Raw genomic sequence first — 20,628 nt, 5'->3', positions numbered from 1 at the left:
AAGATATTATAATATAGATCACTAACATAAGGTAGAATTAAACGCTATTGTTTGACTTATTGTCAACACTCTCTTTTAAACAAAATTCCCTTGGAGTCATGCCAGTCTTTTTATTAAATTGGCGGTAAAAATGAACTAGGCTATTATAACCACAGATTTCTGCTATTTGTTCTATTTTAAGGTTTGAATTCAAAATCATGCTTTTTGCATATTCTATTCTCATATTAATCAGATCTGACTTGAAAGAGACTCCAAAAAAGGAGGTATACAGATGTTGAAAATAGGAAGAACTGATACCAATGGATGAGGAAATATCTTCGGGAGTGAATTTTTTATATGGTTCGTATTGTATTTCCAGGCGCAGACGTTGAAGTTTAGAATAGTAAGGACTGTATTGGCAGAAACGTTCGCTTTCCTGATCTGCAAAGATGATATTGTTGATCAGAACATGCATTAACATATTGATATTATCGCTTCTATGCTGTTCTGTTGAATAGTTTTTCTCCCATATGATTTGTTGTATGTAGAAAGAAAAGGAAGTCATATTTCCAAGAGGAATGGGTTTATGGAAGGGAAGGGAAGCATTATGTAAAAAATCGTGATCTGAGCAGTCAAAGTGCATCCAGTCATTTATATATTCACCTCCAAGACTTTGGTACTGGTAGGGAGTATTTCGGTCTATGAGCAGGGCACAGTGAGGTTGCACAGTGAATTCTATATCAGCAATTCTGAACTTGGCATGACTTTTGATAATTAGAAGAAGATAGTGATTAAGTCCTTTGGGCCTAGACATAAAAAAGGTTTCGGGATGTCTCGAATTACATCCGCCTAGTGTAACAGTAAACATATTGACCTCCATATCTTAGCAGAAAAAGTTAGTAAATAATATTATAGGATATTAAAAAGCACGTGTCAATTTAATATACTTGTAATGGGGATATAACCCTAGGATATTTATTTAAGTTACATAATAAGCAGAACGATAAGGATCGGAGGTAATAAGAATGGACGATTTAAAATGGGCTAAGAATGTCTCAGAGAAAATAAAGAAAAAAGTTGCGGTTGTGGCAGAGCGGAATAAACATAAAATCCCGTACACCACACAGGATAAAATCTTTGATGACATGTCTGAAAAAAACATATGTTGGTGGACCAATGGATTCTGGGGTGGCATAATGTGGCAATTATATCATGCTACGAAAAATGATATGTACCGTCAGATTGCTGAGGAAAATGAGATTAAGTTAGATCAAAACTTAATGAAAGCACGTGGACTAGATCATGATAATGGTTTCAAATGGCTTCCTACTGCGGTTGCAAATTATAAAGTTACAGGCAATCAAGAATCTAGGAATAGAGGACTTTTGGCAGCTAACAATCTGGCTGGTAGATATAATCCTGTTGGAAAATTCATCCGTGCATGGAATGATGAGGGTGATGGTAGCAAGGCTGGTTGGGCAATCATTGATTGTATGATGAACTTGCCATTGCTCTATTGGGCACATGAAGAGACAAAGGATCCACGTTTTATCCAAATTGCTATGATACATGCAGATATGGCAGAAAAATATTTTATCAGAGCGGATGGTTCTGTTAATCATATTATTGAGATCAATCCTGCGAACGGAGAATTTCAAAAGACATATGGAGGTCAGGGGTACGAAGAAGGGTCATCCTGGACCAGGGGACAAGCTTGGGCGATTTATGGCTTTGCACTGAGTTATATGCATACGAAAAAAGAATCATATCTAAATGCAGCAAAAAGGGTGGCGAATTATTTCATAGCGAATATTCCGAATAGTGGATTAATTCCCGTGGACTTTAGACAACCACAAGATTGCTACCTGGAAGATTCCACGGCATCTGCAATTGCTGCATGTGGTATGCTAGAAATAGCAAAACAGGTATCACAGACCGAATCACACGTTTATCAAAATGCAGCTCTTCGGTTAATGAAAGTCCTAGAGCAGGAAAGATGTAATTGGGATGAGGACTGTGATCATATTCTTGAGAAGTGTACAGCGGCATTCCATGATAGAGAACATGAGTTTGCAATTATCTATGGCGATTATTATTTTATAGAGGCAATTTGGAAGTTAACAGGAGAGGAACTGTTCCTCTGGTAAGTTAAGAAGGTTCCGATAGATGCAATTCGTTGCTTCTTCTTTCCTACATTATATATGCACTTATAAATCAGCATTTTTCCAGGACATGATACAAACAGGAAGAAATGGGCGATTATAAGTGCATTTTTTTATATAACTTATCTTACGTCAAATATTAGACATACAAGGGTCAGATGTTTGGTGTACATAAAATGAGAATTGATATAATATTAGCTTGTAACATAAAAATACATAAATAAAGAGAGGGAACTAATGGTGTTTACAAAAAAGTACATAGCAATCTTATTGGTAATGGTAATGGTACTATCATTGAATGGCTGCTCTACTAAGAAAGAACAAACGAATGGTGGTTCTAACGGAGCAAATGTGACAGAGTTACCGGAGGAGGACGAGAAGAATACTAGCAACACGGAAACAGAAACTAATACAGAAAAGACCAAGATTGTTGTTTGGTCAAAAAACAGACATGATGCTGATCTAATTAACAAAAAAGTGGAAGAGTATAATGCAAGCAATACTGATAATATTGTTGTAGAGTATCAAATCTATACAGAAAATTATGAACAAGCAATCGATATGGCTTTCCAATCAGGCGAAGCACCAGATATTATCGCGCATACACCACCGGCATTCTTGAAATACTTAAATAGCGGAAAGTGGGCTGATTTAAGTCAATTCATGGATGATGACTTCAAAAAGACTTTTAGTTCGGTTATAGTACCGGGAATGAATGAATTTGATGGAAAAGTATATTTTATACCAACTTCTGGAACGACAGGTAGATTATTCTACAATAAAAATATATTCGAAAAAGCTGGAATTACGAATCCACCGACTACATTAGAAGAGATGGTTGAGGATGCAAGGTTAATCACTGAAAAATTATCTGGTGAAGGTATCTATGGTTTTGCAGCTCCTTTAAAGAGCCCAACCTCTGCTTTTGCCCGTGCTCTTTCATTCCAAGCACATCGTGGACTGGGTCTTTCTCTAGGATATGATTTTTCTACAGGACAGTATGATTTTGCGAAATATGCCCCTATTATCAAAGCGTGGAAAGAGCTAATGTCAGCCGATATCGCTTTCCCTGGTTGTGAATCTCTGGATATTGATCCTTTAAGAACACAATTTGCGGCAGGAAAAATTGGTATGTATATCTCTTATACTCATGCGGAACCTGGTGTTTATGCAAATCAGTTCCCTATGACAGATGCCTGGGGTGTTGCTCAGATTCCAGTTAGCGATGGAAATGTAGTTGGTGCACAGGGTTATACACCAAGTGGTAGCTATTTATTAAACGCAGATAGTAAGAACTTGGATGCTTCTTGGAAAGCTTACAAGGCAATTTTTGCAGATATAGATTTCTTAACAGATTATTATGAAAGTGGTTTGGGTATCAGTATTGTAGCAGATGTAATCGAACAATCACAGCCTGCTCAGGTATATATTGATAATCCAGCATTGTTAATTGGTTCTACTGATTCTATTTGGCCTTTAACACCACAGGAAAAGAATAGCAGTAACTTTATAGTGGAAGGCACTGACATGTACACAACTTTTTCTGCCTTAGTCTTAGGCGATGTGGACATTGATAAGGGATTGCAAGACTTATCAGATCGTTATAATGCTGCATTAAAGGCAGGTATTAAGGAAGGAACTATTACAGAGATTAAAATCAACGGTTTTGATCCTAAAAATCCTTCAAAATAGAGAGTGATTTAATAGCAGAAATAAACCTGCTTTGTAATCAAAAGAAAAAATGAAAAGTGAACTGCTTCAAATGGCACAATTCAAGTTTTAAAGGCTATTTGAAGCAGTTATAGTCTAAGGACAGAAGGGAAGAGTATTTTGCATAAAAAGATAACACCACCGGTTTCTTCAGAAAAATTGAAAAGAAGTATTAAAGAAAATGTAAAATCCTATAGTTTGCTTTTGCCAAACCTAATTCTTTTTATTGCTTTTTCCATTTATCCATGCATTTGGACGCTAAAATATGTATTTTATCGGTATGGTGGAATTGGAACAGGTGAACCCAAATTTGTAGGAATGGATAATATAATGCGTGTTTTTCGTGATGAGGTTTATTGGAAAACAGTGAAAAACACCTTTGTTTATGCAGGAGCCAAGATACTATTTGTAATTCCATTGGCCTTTTTGCTTGCATTATTCCTGAATAAAAAACGTAGAGGCAATGGATTACTGCAAAGTGTAATATTTGTACCCACTATTATGAGTTCTGCTGTTATGGGATTGGTTTTTTATCTCTTATTTAATGTTTATAACGGACAGATTAATAATTATCTCATGGACTGGAACATAATTAAGCAACCCATCAATTGGTTAGGGACAGATAATGCCATGAAAACTGTTATAATTACTGCTGTTTGGGGTGGTATAGGTAATTATATGGTATATTTTATTGCAGGTTTACAGAGGATTTCAGAGGAAGCTCTGGAGAGTGCAAAAATTGATGGCGCTAACGGTATGCAGACCTTGTGGTATATTACAATACCTATGCTAGGACCTATTTTAAAAATTATTTTAATGTTATCCATAACGGCAGCGTTTAATGATATGAGTAATGTAATGGTATTGACCGAGGGTGGACCAAATTATTCTACTATGGTAATGTCACTTTATGGCTATCAATTTTTCTTTCCTATATCAGCAGGTAGCATAGTGACATCACAATATGGCTATGGTGCGGCAGTCAGTACAGTTTCAGCTGCAATTGCAGGTGCGGTTACAATTATTTACTTATTTGTATCAAAAAAACTTGATGAAGTATATTAAAAAGGATGAACAATATGGCAAAATCTAAAAAACTAATAATGGGCTTAGGTATAGGGATATTTTTAGCTGTTATGATTATTTTCACAATCTATCCGATCTTATATGCAGTTATTGGCTCTTTTAAAACCAATAGTGAATTAACAGCCGGAGGTAATTTTTTACCACAAAACGGTTGGCATATTGAAAATTACTATAAAGCATTTATTGAAGCAGACTTCACAAAGTATGCCATAAACAGCGTTGTAATAAGTATTTCGTGTATGCTAATCGCAGTTATTACTTCCTCTTTGGCAGGATATGTCTTTGCAAGAAGGGAATTTGTAGGTAAGAAGTTTATCATGAGTTTATATGTCGGATTAATGTTCATTGCATTAGGTTCAGTCACACTTTATCCGATTTATGATATGCTAAGCAAGTTTGGACTTAACAAGAGTATTATAGGCCTAATTCTTGCATTGACAGGGGGGCAAGCTTCTAATGTGTTATTGGTTATGGGGTTTGTAAAGAGTTTGCCGAAAGAATTGGATGAAGCAGCAATTATCGATGGTTGTTCTGTATATGGAATTTTCTTCCGTGTAATTATGCCTTTAATAAAACCTATATTAGCAGTAGTTGCATTATTCACCTTCCGTAATTCATGGAATGATTACGTTACTACAATGGTAATGAGTATCTCCATCCCTAAACTTAAAACCTTAACCGTTGCAGTAGTTCAACTGAAGTATTCCATGAATGCAGCAGCTGAGTGGCACATTATGTTAGCAGGTGCATCGATAGCAATCATGCCAATATTAATTGTTTACTTTTTTGCAAACAAGCAATTCATTGCAGGCCTTACAGCAGGGGCGGTAAAAGGTTAAAATCAACCATTGCTTCCAATATATGATATAATGAATTTGATAAAATAATGTAGAAAAATAGGAAATTTATTATATCTGATAGGCAGGAAGATTAAGATGAAGAGAATAAAAAATTTGAAAATCAGAACTAAAATAATTATCATATGCATGACAATTTTATTAGTGAATAGCAGTGTCACCGGAGTTATATATTATAATTATGCATTTAAAGACACATTAGAGAATACATACAGCAGTTCGAAAGATATTATTTATCAAGCTAATACCTATATCAATGATAGGATAAATGCGATTATTCGTAGAGTTTACGCCATGTGTAACAATCAATACTTTGCCGAGTCCATGAGTAGATACTTAAATAATCCATATGGTGAGTACTACACCAGTCTTTTGGGGGTTGTCGCTGATTCTCTTACCGAGTTATATCAGGGAGATAAATATATACATTCTGTTTATGTATACACAAAACACAGTGATTTTGATGATTTTTCAAGAAATAAACTTCGCGAATTTAATTTCAAGGAATCCGAGTTTTATCAATCCTATGAGAATGATCCCAACAAAGTAATGGCCTGGTTCCCGGCAATGAAAGATCAGATATTTGCCAGTGATGAAATAGTTATACCGGTAGTATTTCGATTTCGGGTTGTTGGCAGCAGGGAAAATATCTATATTGTAGTTAATCTCCAGCAATCGGAATTTATAAAGTATTTTGACAATAGTTACGCTTCAGCTGACAAAATGTTCATCATAGATAAGAACGGAAATAATATTGTTAATAGCAAGGAAGCTGAAAAAAAGGTAGCATTCAATTTTAACGAAACTGATCTAGGAAATAAAAATGCTCTATGTGACAGCATCCAATATGATAATCAGGATTACATAGGCGCTTTTACCATAATAAAGGCAAATGAGTGGAGACTATACAGTTTGAAATCAAAAGCTGGACTTTTAAATAATCTGGAAGCACTGCGAACCTTCATAATTATTATGATACTGATTGGCATAGTAATTAGCATATTAGCGATTATAGTTCTAGCTTATAGTATTACAGTACCGATGAACAGGTTGGATAGAATCATGAGAAAAGCCATCCATCAGGATTTTCATGTGGAATTTTCCTATCCTTATCATAACGAAGTTGGTAATCTTGCAGCAAGTTTTAATGTCATGATTCATGAGATTCAACGTTTGATAACAGAACTAAACTTAAGCATTGAAGAGTTAAAAGAAGAGAAAGAAAATGTTAAAAGCATTCAAAAACAAAAGCGTATAGCTGAAATAAAAGCCCTTCAGGCCCAGATAAATCCTCATTTTTTATACAATACCTTAAATGCTATTACTTGGCAGGCAGCTGATCAGGGAGCATCAGAAATCAGTATCATGGCAAATTCTCTTGGTAAATTTTTCAGGTTAAGTTTAAGCAAGGGCAATGAAATCATTCCATTGAAAGATGAAATTGAACATGTAAGAAGTTATCTTAATATACAGCGAATACGATATAAAACAAAATTAAATTATACAATTGATATTGATCAAGATTTACTGCAAATACCAACTATAAAATTAATACTACAGCCGTTAGTTGAAAATGCTATCTATCATGGTATTAAATTAAAAGAAACAGAAGGCATGATAAAAATTTATTTTAAGACCCACCTCGAGACCAATGGAATATCGGTTATTAAGATGTGCGTAGAGGATAATGGATTTGGTATCACAGAGGAAAAACTTGCAATCATAAATCGCTGCTTAGTTGAGGGGAAAATAAATCATAATGAAGGCTATGGTATTTATAACATTAATGAGAGAATTAAATTATATTATGGGGATGCCTATGGATTAATGTTAGAGAGTAAATTAAAGGAATGGACCAGAGCAACGATTATAGTTCCTACTCAGATAATGGAGGTGGATTAATGTACCGGATTCTTATTGCAGATGACGAAGCCTATATTAGAAATTTGATTGCCAAAAGCATCAACAATTCAGACTTAGGGATGGAGGTTGTTGGATGCGCGGAAGACGGAACTTCAGCAATCAATATGATTAAGGAGCTGCAGCCAGATATTCTGATTACGGATATATGCATGCCTATGCTAAGCGGATTAGACCTGATTAAAGAGGTAAAAGATACAGGAACTAATATAAAGACCATTATAATCAGTGGGTACGATGATTTTTCCTATGCTAAAACAGCCATGCAGTTAGGTGTCACCAACTATTTGTTAAAGCCCTTTTTGCCCGATGAATTATTTGAAGTTTTAAATAAGATTAAAGAAGAACTTGAAAGCAATGCTTCTTTATTGCGAAATATGTCAGAATTGCAGAACCATTTCGAAGATAATGTTTTGTATATTCAGGAACGGTTTTTAAAAGATATCATTCAAAACAAGACAGTAAAGAAAGATTTGGTAGAGGAAGGTAGAACATTACGGTTGAACCTCTCAGCAAATTTTTATTGTATAGGGATTATAAAATTACAATCGGAAGGTGAAGGTTTCCCGGATGTCATTAATAACCCCGGCATGGTAATGGAATTTTTAATGGTTACGAAAGATGAATACGTGGAAGAAGCAGTGAATACATATGCCGTAAGATTTCATGATAACCAGTTGGTTATGATATTTTGTAGTAAACATAGGGATATTTTTGAGTTCAATACTAGCATAAAAAACAGTATTGAGAAAATAAATAATAGCCTTATTAAGTATTATAACATGCGATTAGTATGTGTTTTGGGTAAAATTTATCCGAAATTGGAGCGGATAGCGAATTCTTATGAGGAAGCATTATCTGTGATTAAATACATATTGCCGGAGAAAAGCTGTGTAATTCATTACGATGAAGCCAAACAGATGAAAGAGACAAAGGTGGATTTGAATGATAAAACCCTCGTGGAGTTAAGGGAGGAATTAATCTTAAATATACGGCTTGCGAAGAAGGATAGAGCTCTTAAATTACTAGACACCATCCTTGGGTATTATGAAAGTTTATTTGCAACTTCGCAGGAGTTTGTCAGTTTATCTATCTTTGAATTAGTCTTTTCTATTGATAATGCTTTATTGGAATCGGGAAGTGCCTACCAAGTATGGCAGGATTCGGAAATGAAAAATTTTCTAAAAGATCAGATTCTATGCGGTACTTTGCTTGATACCAAAATATTATTGGAAAACTATATTCTAAAGAGGTGTGATGAATTCATGAATATTATTGCAAATCAGGGAGATAAACTTGTATATGATATTAAAGTATTAATTGAACATAATCTAGCAAATGAAGACTTTAATCTTGAAAATGTTTCATCCCAACTTTATTTTAGCCCTAATTATGTCAGACAGCTCTTTAAGCAAAAGACAGGAGAAGGATTTATGGAATATTTAATCCGTAGGAGGCTGGAGAGAGCAGGGGATTTACTAAAGGATCCACTAAATAAAATACAAGAGGTATCAAGTGAAAGCGGATATAGTAATCAAAAGTATTTTTCAAGCTGTTTTAAAAAATTTTATGGCTGTACACCGACAGAATATCGAGATAGAATGCAATCGCAATCAGATTAATTCAGACGATTTCTAAGGAGAAATTTTATGAAAGGATAAGGATAATGATTTAATGAAATTATTTCACATGATTAATCAGAAGAAAGATTTTTCCGATAGAAGCAAAGGGTTAAAAGAAGGCATTAAAGTAAAAGGAATAAGTTTTAGAGTTAATCTGATCTTATGTTTTTTCATACCTGTTTTATGTATTATAGTCTTAGGATTGGTGTCTTATAGATTTGCATCTGAGAAGATTATAAAAAACTACGAAGCTTCAACGGTTGCAACTATTAACACCACGGCAAAATATTATGGTCTTATACTTAAAAATATTGAGGACTCTTCTCTTCAAATATTAAATGATACTTCTATGAAGCAATATTATAATCGATACTATAAAGGTAATAAGTCAGAAGAAAATGAAATCTTACAAAATTTGAGATCGAATATAGTAGCGATGGCGACTGCAAATACCATAATTGAAAACATTGTAATAATTACTGATTATGGAAAAGAGATAGTTTCTTATGGGTCTTTTATTCAAAATCAAACAAAAACCCCCTATGAGGCATATTTAGAAACAGAAGAAGGTAAACAAGTTGCAGCTTTAGGAAATACATGCATATGGAACGGTTATCACAATTTTTTTGATAAAGAACTCGGAATAAATACAAATCAATATGGGATTACCTTAAACCGCCAGTATTTTAACTCCGCATCGAATGCTTCTGGAGTTATTGTTGTTGATGTAAATAAAAGTATACTAGAGGATGTGATACATAAACTGGATTTACCCCAAGGCAGTTCTTTTGCATTGATATCCCCCGACGGGAGGGAAATTACAGGGTTACACCAGGAACAGGCACCTATTTTTACGGACAAAGAGTTTTTTAAAAGAACAGCAGCAAGTGATGATAAAGATGGATATCAGTATGTTGATATCAAAGGGATTAATTATCTTTATGTATATACAAAGGTAGGAGAAACAGATGTAATGGTATGTGCTACTATCCCTACTTCTTATCTGATAGAACAAGCAAGTATTATAAAGCTCGTAACCTTGATAATTGCTGGTTTGGCAGCGTTTATTGCAATTCTTACTGGAGTTCTCTTCTCTGGAAGAATATGTATTTCAATACAGGATATCATCCATAAATTAATCTTAGCGGGAAAAGGTGACTTAACGGTCGTAATAGAGACAAAACGGAAAGATGAATTCGGAGTTTTAGTGGACAGCGTGAATCACATGATTTTTAATATGAAGAATTTACTGGAGAAAGCAACAGAAATAAATAAGCATGTATTAAGTTCTTCAAACCTGGTTGCAACCAACTCAGAAAACATGCTTCGTTCAGTAAAAGATATCAGTACAGCAATTCACGATATTCAGCAAGGAGTTGTAAGTCAAGCAGAAGATGCAGAAGAATGTCTTAAGGAAACAAATGATTTGTCCAAAAGAATTAGCAAGGTAAATGAGAATGCAAGTGAGATGGAGGTCATTACCTCATCGACGAAGGATATGATACAAAATGGTATTAAAATTGTACAAGATTTAGATAATAAAATAAGCTCAACTGTTTATAGTAGCGAAAGTACCATACATAAAATGGATGAACTAGAGATTCAGATCCAATCCATCCATACCATTATAAAAGTAATCACCGAAGTTTCAGAGCAAACCAGTTTATTATCGCTGAATGCTAACATTGAAGCGGCCAGAGCAGGAGCTTTAGGAAGGGGCTTTGCTGTTGTTGCAGATGAAATACGTAAATTAGCAGAACAATCTAATGAAGCAGCAGGTAAGATATCGAGTATAATTAATCAGATTCAAAATAAGACAACGGATACCGTAGTTTCTGTAAAAGAGACTGCAGATATCATTAAATCACAAGAAAGGTCGCTTCAAAACACGGTTCAGGTATTTGAGGATATCAACAAACATGTGGAAGGACTCGTAGATAAGGCTGATAGAATTAATGAAGAGATAAAGGATATTGAAATAGTAAAAATCAATACTCTTAATGCTATTAGTAATATTTCAGCCGTATCAGAGGAGACAGCTGCTGCAGCTCAAGAAATGGATGCAACCGCTGAAGAACAGCTACATTCTGCTGATTCTTTAAATCAAGTGGCAACGGTATTGAAAGAAAATGTCACACAGTTAACCGATGCTATTAAAATATTTAAGGTATAAAATATTTAATAAAGAACGGTTGCTTTTTTATGGCTTCATTGGATCCTATCTGGTGCTATACACCATGTGCATAGTATTAAAGTGGAGATGCCATGAGAAATATTCCAACCGATTCGCAAAGACTTTGTATAATGAAGGAGGTATAAATTCAATTTCTCAAATTGGATGAAAGTATACTTATGGTGCAATTTACAATTGATGAGGTAGCTAGGTTTAGAAACCAAGCAGAGAATAATACTGAGATTATATTAGAACTTGAGAAAAAGGCAGAGGATATCTTAAAGCATGGTGCTAGGATTCAGGAAAAGGGGTTTGCTACTTGGACATTATATTATTATTGTCCAATTCACTCTGTTGAGCTTTCCTATAAATATGATGATGAACATCATCATATTTGCCCTGTATGCCAAACAGTTTACACAGGTGAGCCATATGATGGTGCTTGGTGGCGCTTTACGAATGGAATAAACTCTGAGTCATGTTTTTATTTAGCTTTGTTATGGTTACTTACTGGTAAGGAACAATATAGGGAACTTTCGAAAGAAATCCTGATGAAATATGCATCATACTATCCGGATTATGAAGTTCATGGTGATATTCCTTATAATAATCCAGGTAAGGCCAATGCACAAACATTATGTGAGGCTATATGGATCAAGGGACTTGCCAAGGGGTATGATATTATAAAAGATTCATTAGAAGCAGATGAAATTTCGTTCATTGAGAAAAACCTTTTTTCGGAATGTGCTAATTTTCTTATGAAATATCGTATGAATCAGATTCACAATCATGAGGTAATCGTCAACAGTGCAATCGGTATTATTGGCATACTATTAAACGATGAGGATATTATTGACTTTGCGGTACACTCCAAATATGGAATTATATATCAATTGGAACATGCAGTGCTAAAAGATAGTTTTTGGTTTGAGGGAACGTTCCATTATCACTATTTCGCTCTGGAAGCATTCTTTGATTATGAAAAATTTGCTAGACTCACACCATATAGTCAGCTAAGCAGACAGGAGTATCGTGACATGCTTAAGATGCCACTAAAGCTTCTTCAAAGCGATTATAAAGCTCCAAAGGTAGGGGACGGTGTAGGGGATAAACTTTTTAGCATGTTCCCAGACTTTTATGAGTTTGCCTATCGAATTTATGGAGAATGGGAATATGCTTGGATTTTGAACAAGGTATACGAAAAGTATGAGAGGAATAATCTGGAGGCTTTTCTATATGGAGTAGATCAAATCCCGGATACCAAAGAATATAGGTTTGATAATTACCATGATAATGATGCTTCTGGATTTACATTATTTAGAGGAACTAATCAGAAATACTTATTATTCAGGCATGGTTGTTACGGCGGAGAACATGATCATTATGATAAACTAGGAATACACTTCATGGCATTTGATGAATATCTATTACCTGATGTAGGCACTACAGGTTATGGTGCAATATTGCATTATGACTATTTTAAGAATACGGCGACGCATAATACTGTATCCATAAATGAGGAAAACCAACCTCCTACCAATAGTAGAACAGTGAGATATGAAGAAATGGATGGCCATATTCTTGTAGAAGCTGAGGCTAAGTGGGATGGTTCATTCCCTGGAATTGATTCATTAACCAGAGTGGAATGGGATGATATCTCATATTCTAAAGTTGTGATGCGAAGAGTGATTCTCTGGTGCGACCAGTATTTTGTTGAGGCATTCCTTGTTCATAATATAGGAGGAAAACAAGTTGATTGGACAGTACATAGTCGAGGAATGTGCGAGTTAGCTAACGAAGGATTTGAGCAACTTAGTTCAATAAGTGATAAAAAACCATTGAAATATTTATATGACATTAAGTCCTATGAACCGGATGGGATTGTAAAAACAACTTGGCAATACGAGCTATGTAAACTTAATCTATTTAGTTATTGTAGTACGGATAGTAAGGTTTATTATGCGAAAGGACCAGATAATCCATCTATAAAAGAACTTTCTTATTTTATTAATCGAGTAAAGGATGTAGATAATGCTCTATATGTGAATGTATTTGAAGCTTTTCATTCTGAAAATCCATTCATTAAAGATGTTAAGATAGAAGTAGACGACCATAATAAAATAAAAGTAATAATTTTTAGTGAAACTGGAACGATAAATCATGAATTTTCTATTGGTATTGATTTGTAATGTTAAGATACAAAAGTAAGATACACTAAAATTATATTAAAGGAGAATCTTAAATTGAATAATAAATCTTTCAAGCTTGGTTCCAAAGTTAAAAAAATAATCAGTATGTGTTTGGCTTTTATTATGACGTTAAGTATGATAGGTATTACACCTAGACCTCAAATTGCAAAAGCTGCAGATGAATATGATGTAATGAGGGCCAAATGGGTACGCTATATGACTGGCGGTACCTCATATGACCTTAATGATCCAGATGTGAGCAGTAAGCTTTCTGGAGCTGATGCTAGTATTTTCTGGAACAGTATGGATAAGTCACCAAATAGAACTTATTTGTGGTCGGATGCACCGGATAATAGCGATTCAAATTATATTTCTGCACAGTACAGTAGGCTTCTTGCTATGGCAAAGGCTTATAATCAGTATGGAGGCAGTCTCTATCAGAATTCCGCACTCGCTACTGATATTGTGAATGCACTTGAGTGGATGAATCAGAACAGATACAATACGACAGTACCCACTGCAAGTTCATACTATAACTGGTATAGTTATCAGATCGGTGGAGCATTGAGTCTGTTAAATTGTACATTACTGATGTATGATCACTTAACTTCTGAACAGATAACAAACTATGTTAATGCGGTACTTCGCTATACACCAAGTATTGGTGATTATACAGGTAAATTTACAGGGGCTAATAGACTGCACTTTGCAGAGGAGTTTATAAAGGCAGGTATAGTAACTAAACGCTCTGATTTAATTAAACAAGGTAGAGATGCATTGGATTATTTGTATACTGAAGTAACAAACGGCGAAGGTATATATTCTGACGGTTCCTTTATACAGCATATTGCGAATGGGTATAACGGAGGTTATGGCTCATTTTATGCTTATGGTTTGCTGACAATTGTGGATTCCTTGCTTGGAACATCATTTGCAGTTACTAATCCCAATGTAAGTAATGTGTATAAATGGATATATACTGTATATGAGCCAGTGATGTATGAGGGCGGCTTTATGTCTATGGTACGTGGGAGGCAAATAGCATCTTCTAAATCCAATACAGGGGCCACAGAGGTAAACGACTTCTCTTTTGGTATGGACGCTGTTAAAGCTGTAGTTTTAGCCTCACAAAGTGCTCCGAATGCTAGTGACAGAGTATATTTCAAGAGATTACTTAAAAAGTGGGTAATAAACAATACATATCAGCCTATTTTACAAAACATGTCTATGTATGAAATGCTTATTGCAAAGCAAATAGTGAATGATCCATCAGTCATACCGGCCAGTGAATATATAGCACATAAAAGGTATTATAATATGGATAAAGTTGTACATGGACGCCCGAATTTTACCTTTGCATTAAGTATGTTTTCTAAGAGAATATACAACTATGAATCAATAAATAAAGAAAATCTTCATGGTTGGTTTACAAATTATGGTGCTACCTATCTATATAATGGTGATCAGGGACAATATAACGGTAATTACTGGTGTACAATAGACCCTTATCGGATACCTGGTACTACTGTTAGCAGGATAACAAGACCTGATTTTGATCCTAACGATACGACAGGTAAAAAGGGTTACAAACAGTCAACTCCGAGCGGCAGAGCATGGGTTGGTGGTGCAGATATTTCAGGACTCTACGGTGTATCCGGTATGCAACTACAAGATATAGGCTATTCACTGGAAGCTAAAAAGTCATACTTCATGTTTGATGATGAAATTGTATGCCTCGGAGCTGGTATAAATAGCACTGACACTAAAACTATCGAAACTATTATTGAAAACCGTGCAATAAGCACTGCTGGAAACAATACATTTACAGTGAATGGAACCACTAAACTTCCTGCCATGGGAGATAGTGAGTTAATGACGAATGTAAAATGGGCTCATTTGGCAGGGAGTACACCGAATTCTGATCTTGGCTACTACTTCCCAGAAGGATCATCCGTATGGGCTAGGCGTGAGACAAGAACAGGTACTTGGTATGATATACACAAAAATGGAATAATTGATAGTAACCGTACTGCCATACAGTCTAGAAACTTTCTTACTATATGGCAGAATCATGGAACAAATCCTGTTGACAGTAAGTATTCCTATGTGTTGCTACCAAACAAAACAGTAACACAAATATCAGCATATGCCTCAAATCCTAATATTGAAATAATAGAAAATTCACCGGATGCACAGGCTGTAAAAGAAAAGACTCTTGGTATTACCGCGATAAACTTCTGGAATGACAGTACCAAAACTGTTGCCAATATTACAAGTACAAGAAAAGCTTCCCTTATGGTAAAAGAGTCAGGGGATGAATACGAGCTGGCAGTAAGTGACCCAACGCAGGCTACAAATTCACCGATAGTTCTTGAAATAGATAGAAAGGCAGCAAGTGTAATATCAAAAGATCCGAACGTAACAGTGATACAGTTGTCTCCCACAATCAAGTTAAGTATTAGTGTAAGTAATATGAAAGGCGCTACAATAAGAGCAAAATTCAAGTTAAACTCATTATCCTGCGAAACTAATAACGATGCATATGTACGCGATGGAGCATATGCAAATACAAATTATGGAACAACAACTGATCTTGTTATAAAGAAAAATCTTTACGACAACAATGGTTATAATCGTAAATCTTATGTTACATTTGATTTTAGCAGCTATACGAAAGCATCTATACCATCCGCTTTATTGAAGCTTTATATTACGGATGTAAATGAGGATCTCTCTAGAACTGTTAAAATATACGGAGCATCCGATGAAACATCTACTGAGACAGGTATAACGTGGAATAATGCTCCTGCGGGGAATTCTTATATCACAAGTTTGAATGTAGCAAATACAGATAAAGGGAAATGGATCACGGTGGATGTTACAAACTATGTAAAAAATCATCTGAGTGATAAAAAAGTTACCTTCCTTTTAGTAAACGAAGGGACAGGTTCTGATAAAAATAATATGAGCTTCGCTTCTAGGGAATATTCAGGATATGCCCCTAAGTTGGAATTAGAATATCCACGATAAAAACGAAATGTTTTGGACAGCCATTTTCATTGAAAGCTTGTTACATCGATGTGAAAAGTGATATAATATTTGGATAGATTTTGATTTAGTTTGCACAATAGAAACCAAAGGAATTCGTGAGGAATATCTATGACAGAAAACTTAGGACAAGAAAACATAAGGAAAAGACAAAAAAGGATGGCGGTTATCAATGACTTGGCATGCTATGGTCGTTGTGCGCTTGCTGTTTCTATCCCAATTATTTCAGCGATGGGTGTTGAATGTTGCCCGATACCAACAGTAGTATTATCTGCCAATGGAGCATTTGAAGGAGTAGTAGCAAGGGATATGGCTACGTTTCAGTTGGAAGCATTTCAGCATTTTGACAACTTAGAGATTAATTTTGATGGTGCAAGTAGTGGTTTTCATAACAATATCAAACAGTTACAAGCTACAGAAGGATTTTTTCAAAGGTTACGAAGATCTGGAAAGGAGACACTGATATTCGTTGACCCTATTATGGGGGATCATGGAAAGTTATATTCGGTATCTACCGAAGAGGTCTGCTTAGGATATCAGCGACTTTTAACCTATGCAGATGTGGTTACGCCAAATCTTACGGAATGTTGCAGATTGTTAGAGTTACCATATCCTAATGAAACGCCAACGTACCAAGAGTTAGAGATGATGCTTCAGAAATTACATGAACGTGGACCAAAATATATCGTAATTACTGGATTGGATTATGGTGAAACTATTGGAAATATGGTTTCTGATGGAGAAAGCATAGAACTAATTAGGACACCTCGTATTGGAAAAGAGCGTTGTGGGACTGGTGATGTTTTTATGTCTGTGTTAGCTGGGAATATGGTACGTGGTGCAACTTTTAAGGAAGCAGTAAGGAAGGCAGTAGAGTTTTTATCAAAAGCTCTCACAGCAACAGAGGAATATGATGTTCCTTCAAGAAATGGTGTATGTTTTGAGTTATGTCTTAAAGATTTATAATTTAAATAAGCTCTTAAGGATATGATAGGCAATATAATATTGCGAATATCTAATCTCTAAGAGCTTTTTAGTTATGAAATTAATCGGTGGATATCTTATCATCTGTATTTCGATAGATTGTTTTTCCTTCTTTTATCGTTTCTAAAACCTTAATATCTTTTATTTCTTCTACTGGTACTGCCAAAGGATTCCTAGAAAGAACAACCAAGTCTGCAAGTTTACCCTCTTTTAAACTCCCTTTCCTATCTTCTTCAAAATACTGATATGCACCGTGAATGGTAACTGCTTTTAATGCTTCAAGTGGAGAGATTCTTTCGTCTTCACCAATAAGAACATCTTTTTTCGTAATACGATTGACTGCACACCAAATTGTTTCTAACATATTTGGTTCGATGACGGGAGCATCTTGATGAAAAGTAAATAAAATGCCTTTTTGTAAGGCAGAATTCGCTGGACTAATCTGACTAGCTCGTTCATATCCGAAGTTTTCAATATGAGTATCTCCCCAGTAATAAACATGGGCTACAAAGAAGGAAGGAATCATAGAAAGGCGTTTTACTTCCTCTAGCTGATCTCTCCTAAGTAGTTGTGCATGAATCATAACAGGCCGAATGTCATTAGTGCTATTAAGCTCTTCTTTTGCACTTCTATACTGATTGATATATTGGTTTGTCGCTGCATCACCATTGCAATGGACAAGCAGTTGCATATCGTCTTTAAGAGCTATTTGAATTAGCTGTTTTAGCTCTTCATCGGATAAGATAGGATATCCTAGATATTCTGGAGTACCTTCATATGGTGTTAGCATCCACGCAGTACGTCCTTGTGCTGAACCATCAAGAAAAGTTTTGTATCCACCAATTTTTAGATGGTTATGATATTTTTTTATATAGGGGCTAAATCGATTCCATAAGGCATCACGTTCCTTAATATCCAAGTATCCGATTAAATCAATGGTTAGAGTATTAGATTGCATTAGATACTCTAAAATTCCTGCGAGTTCTTCTACGACAAAACCTTCCTGTGCGGTCGTGATCCCATGAGAGGCATAAATGTTTTGTGCTTCTTTTAAGGCGTAAAAGATGTCTTCTTTGGAGCCAAACGGTACTTTTTTAGAATAACTTACGAAGGCATTCTCCTCAAGATAACCGGTAAGCTTACCATCTTTCACACCGATTACACCGCCCTCTGGTGATTTTGTTTCTGTTGTAATGTCTAATTGTTTAAGAGCGAGTGAATTTAGTACACCCATATGACCGGATTGATGTTGCAAAAGAATAGGATTCTTAGGAGCGACTTTATCAAGTAGAGCAAGGGTTGGATGAATTCTTTCTTTCAAATTATTATGATCATACCCTCTACATAATACCCATTCACCAGGAGAAACATGATTACGTTTCATAAATCTAGTAATCATCTGGGTGATATCTGAAAAAGAGACTGCTTCAGTTAAATCAACCTGTAATAAGGAACTTGCATACCCTGAAAAATGGCTATGGCAATCAATAAAGGCTGGAAGCAAAGTGTGTCCATGTAAGTCAATAATTTCAATACCGTCCTCCTTCATTGGCAGGGGATCTTCTTCATAATAAACTTTCTTAATGATACCATCACATGTAAGAATGGCTTTCGCATAAAGACTTTCCTCCATTGTGATTATTGTACCGTTCCTATAGAGTTTTTTTATCATTGTTACCTCCGTGATTACGTATAAAATTTTCTAAATTTCATCCTTTAATGGTGCAGTATATAAACAAGTTAAGGATCCATATTACATGTTTTAATTATACATGAGCTAAGTATTTTGATATCTAAATTCTTTCTAAATATTATTTCCTTTTGTTAAGAAAAACATTACAAAGAACAATTTACCAAAGATTTATTTGATAAAATGGGCATAATATGGTAAATTTGTTTTATGCGTTTTGTAAAACTTCGGAAACGAAAATTAGGAGGGACAAATGGAACAATATGTGAATAAATCGCAACAAATAATAGATGAAATACGTAAAGTAGTGATTGGAAAAGATGAAATCATTCGAAAAGTTCTAACTGCAATTTTAGCAAAGGGGCATATTCTAATCGAGGATATCCCTGGGGTTGGAAAAACAACACTCGCATTAGCATTCTCTAAAGCTATGGATCTAAAATATCATCGCATGCAGTTTACACCGGATGTTCTGCCCTCCGATGTCCTTGGTTTTCATATTTATGAAAAAAACAATCTAGAACCACATTTTAAAGAGGGAAGTGTATTTTGCAACCTATTTTTGGCGGACGAAATCAATCGAACATCTTCAAAGACTCAGTCTGCCTTATTAGAGGTTATGGAAGAGGGTAGAGTTACAGTGGATAGTATTACAAGAGAAATTCCCAAACCATTTGTTGTGATAGCTACTCAAAATCCAATTGGGTCTGTCGGAACACAGATGTTACCAGAATCACAAATGGATCGTTTTATGGTACGTTTGTCTATGGGATATCCAGATATCCGCAGTGAAGTTGAAATATTAAAAGGAAGAAATACAAGTGATCCACTTAATTTAGTAGACTGTGTGATTGATGAAGGAGAATTAATATCCATGCAACGTGTTGTAGACCAGATTTTTGTCCATGATGCGGTGTATGAGTATATAGCGAAACTTGTACTTAAGACGAGAGAGCATGATTTGATTGCACTTGGTGTCAGCCCAAGAGGAACGTTGGCATTAACCTCAATGTCGAAAGCTTATGCCTTCTTAAGAGGGAGAACCTATGTGATTCCTGATGATGTTATAGCCATATTCCGTGATGTGACGATGCATCGAATGTTATTGAAACCGAAAGCTAGGGTCAGTAATGTAACAATGGAAGCGGTAATCGATCAGATATTAAATATAGTGTCTGCTCCTAGGTTAGTTGTGAAACGTTAATGGA

At 35.2% G+C, this 20,628-nt stretch carries 13 protein-coding genes; 11 read left to right on the top strand and 2 right to left on the bottom strand.

The window, feature by feature from the left end:
* Positions 1-37: 37 nt before the first annotated feature.
* Entirely contained in the window at positions 38-847 is an 810-nt protein-coding gene (locus CC92_RS0110530; RefSeq protein WP_029502922.1) for a helix-turn-helix transcriptional regulator, read from the bottom strand.
* A 157-nt stretch (positions 848-1,004) separates the two neighbouring features.
* On the opposite strand from CC92_RS0110530, the gene CC92_RS0110525 reads away from it, so the two are divergent.
* The 10 genes from CC92_RS0110525 to CC92_RS0110480 all read left to right on the top strand — a co-directional run bounded on the left by CC92_RS0110525 (position 1,005) and on the right by CC92_RS0110480 (position 17,712).
* On the top strand, positions 1,005-2,126 hold the full coding sequence (locus tag CC92_RS0110525; protein ID WP_029502923.1) for a glycoside hydrolase family 88 protein: 1,122 nt from the start codon (positions 1,005-1,007) through the stop codon (positions 2,124-2,126).
* Positions 2,127-2,378: 252 nt separating this feature from the next.
* On the top strand, positions 2,379-3,833 hold the full coding sequence (locus tag CC92_RS0110520; RefSeq protein WP_051650712.1) for an ABC transporter substrate-binding protein: 1,455 nt from the start codon (positions 2,379-2,381) through the stop codon (positions 3,831-3,833).
* A gap of 138 nt (positions 3,834-3,971) precedes the next feature.
* The gene (locus CC92_RS0110515; protein ID WP_242841343.1) at positions 3,972-4,916 is read left to right on the top strand and encodes a carbohydrate ABC transporter permease; all 945 of its coding nucleotides are present in this window, start codon (positions 3,972-3,974) and stop codon (positions 4,914-4,916) included.
* A 14-nt stretch (positions 4,917-4,930) separates the two neighbouring features.
* The gene (locus CC92_RS0110510) at positions 4,931-5,776 is read left to right on the top strand and encodes a carbohydrate ABC transporter permease (RefSeq protein WP_029502926.1); all 846 of its coding nucleotides are present in this window, start codon (positions 4,931-4,933) and stop codon (positions 5,774-5,776) included.
* A 96-nt stretch (positions 5,777-5,872) separates the two neighbouring features.
* Positions 5,873-7,696, top strand: coding sequence for a sensor histidine kinase (locus CC92_RS21625; RefSeq protein WP_051650714.1), 1,824 nt, complete (start codon positions 5,873-5,875; stop codon positions 7,694-7,696).
* Positions 7,696-9,336: a response regulator gene (locus CC92_RS0110500; protein WP_029502928.1), complete on the top strand. Its 1,641-nt coding sequence runs from the start codon at positions 7,696-7,698 to the stop codon at positions 9,334-9,336. Before CC92_RS21625 ends, CC92_RS0110500 begins: the two co-directional genes overlap by 1 nt.
* 52 nt (positions 9,337-9,388) lie before the next feature.
* Positions 9,389-11,509, top strand: a complete 2,121-nt coding sequence (locus tag CC92_RS0110495) for a methyl-accepting chemotaxis protein (protein WP_029502929.1) — start codon at positions 9,389-9,391, stop codon at positions 11,507-11,509.
* A 179-nt stretch (positions 11,510-11,688) separates the two neighbouring features.
* Positions 11,689-13,698: a heparinase II/III domain-containing protein gene (locus CC92_RS20945; RefSeq protein WP_155998351.1), complete on the top strand. Its 2,010-nt coding sequence runs from the start codon at positions 11,689-11,691 to the stop codon at positions 13,696-13,698.
* A 54-nt stretch (positions 13,699-13,752) separates the two neighbouring features.
* Complete coding sequence (locus CC92_RS0110485; RefSeq protein ID WP_029502931.1) at positions 13,753-16,728, top strand: polysaccharide lyase family 8 super-sandwich domain-containing protein; 2,976 nt, start codon at positions 13,753-13,755, stop codon at positions 16,726-16,728.
* A gap of 129 nt (positions 16,729-16,857) precedes the next feature.
* Positions 16,858-17,712, top strand: a complete 855-nt coding sequence (locus tag CC92_RS0110480) for a PfkB family carbohydrate kinase (RefSeq protein ID WP_034218408.1) — start codon at positions 16,858-16,860, stop codon at positions 17,710-17,712.
* A 79-nt stretch (positions 17,713-17,791) separates the two neighbouring features.
* Here CC92_RS0110480 and CC92_RS0110475 read toward each other — a convergent pair whose 3' ends face one another.
* Positions 17,792-19,402: an amidohydrolase gene (locus CC92_RS0110475; protein WP_029502933.1), complete on the bottom strand. Its 1,611-nt coding sequence runs from the start codon at positions 19,400-19,402 to the stop codon at positions 17,792-17,794.
* A 271-nt stretch (positions 19,403-19,673) separates the two neighbouring features.
* Between CC92_RS0110475 and CC92_RS0110470 the strand changes: the two genes are divergently transcribed.
* On the top strand, positions 19,674-20,624 hold the full coding sequence (locus tag CC92_RS0110470) for an AAA family ATPase (RefSeq protein ID WP_029502934.1): 951 nt from the start codon (positions 19,674-19,676) through the stop codon (positions 20,622-20,624).
* Positions 20,625-20,628: the final 4 nt, after the last annotated feature.

Source organism: Lachnoclostridium phytofermentans (genome assembly GCF_000733755.1).
GTDB classification, from domain to species: Bacteria; Bacillota; Clostridia; order Lachnospirales; family Lachnospiraceae; genus Lachnoclostridium; species Lachnoclostridium phytofermentans_A.
The sequence above is the reverse complement of the archived record's forward strand: the minus strand, read 5'-3'. Positions and strand labels throughout refer to the sequence as shown.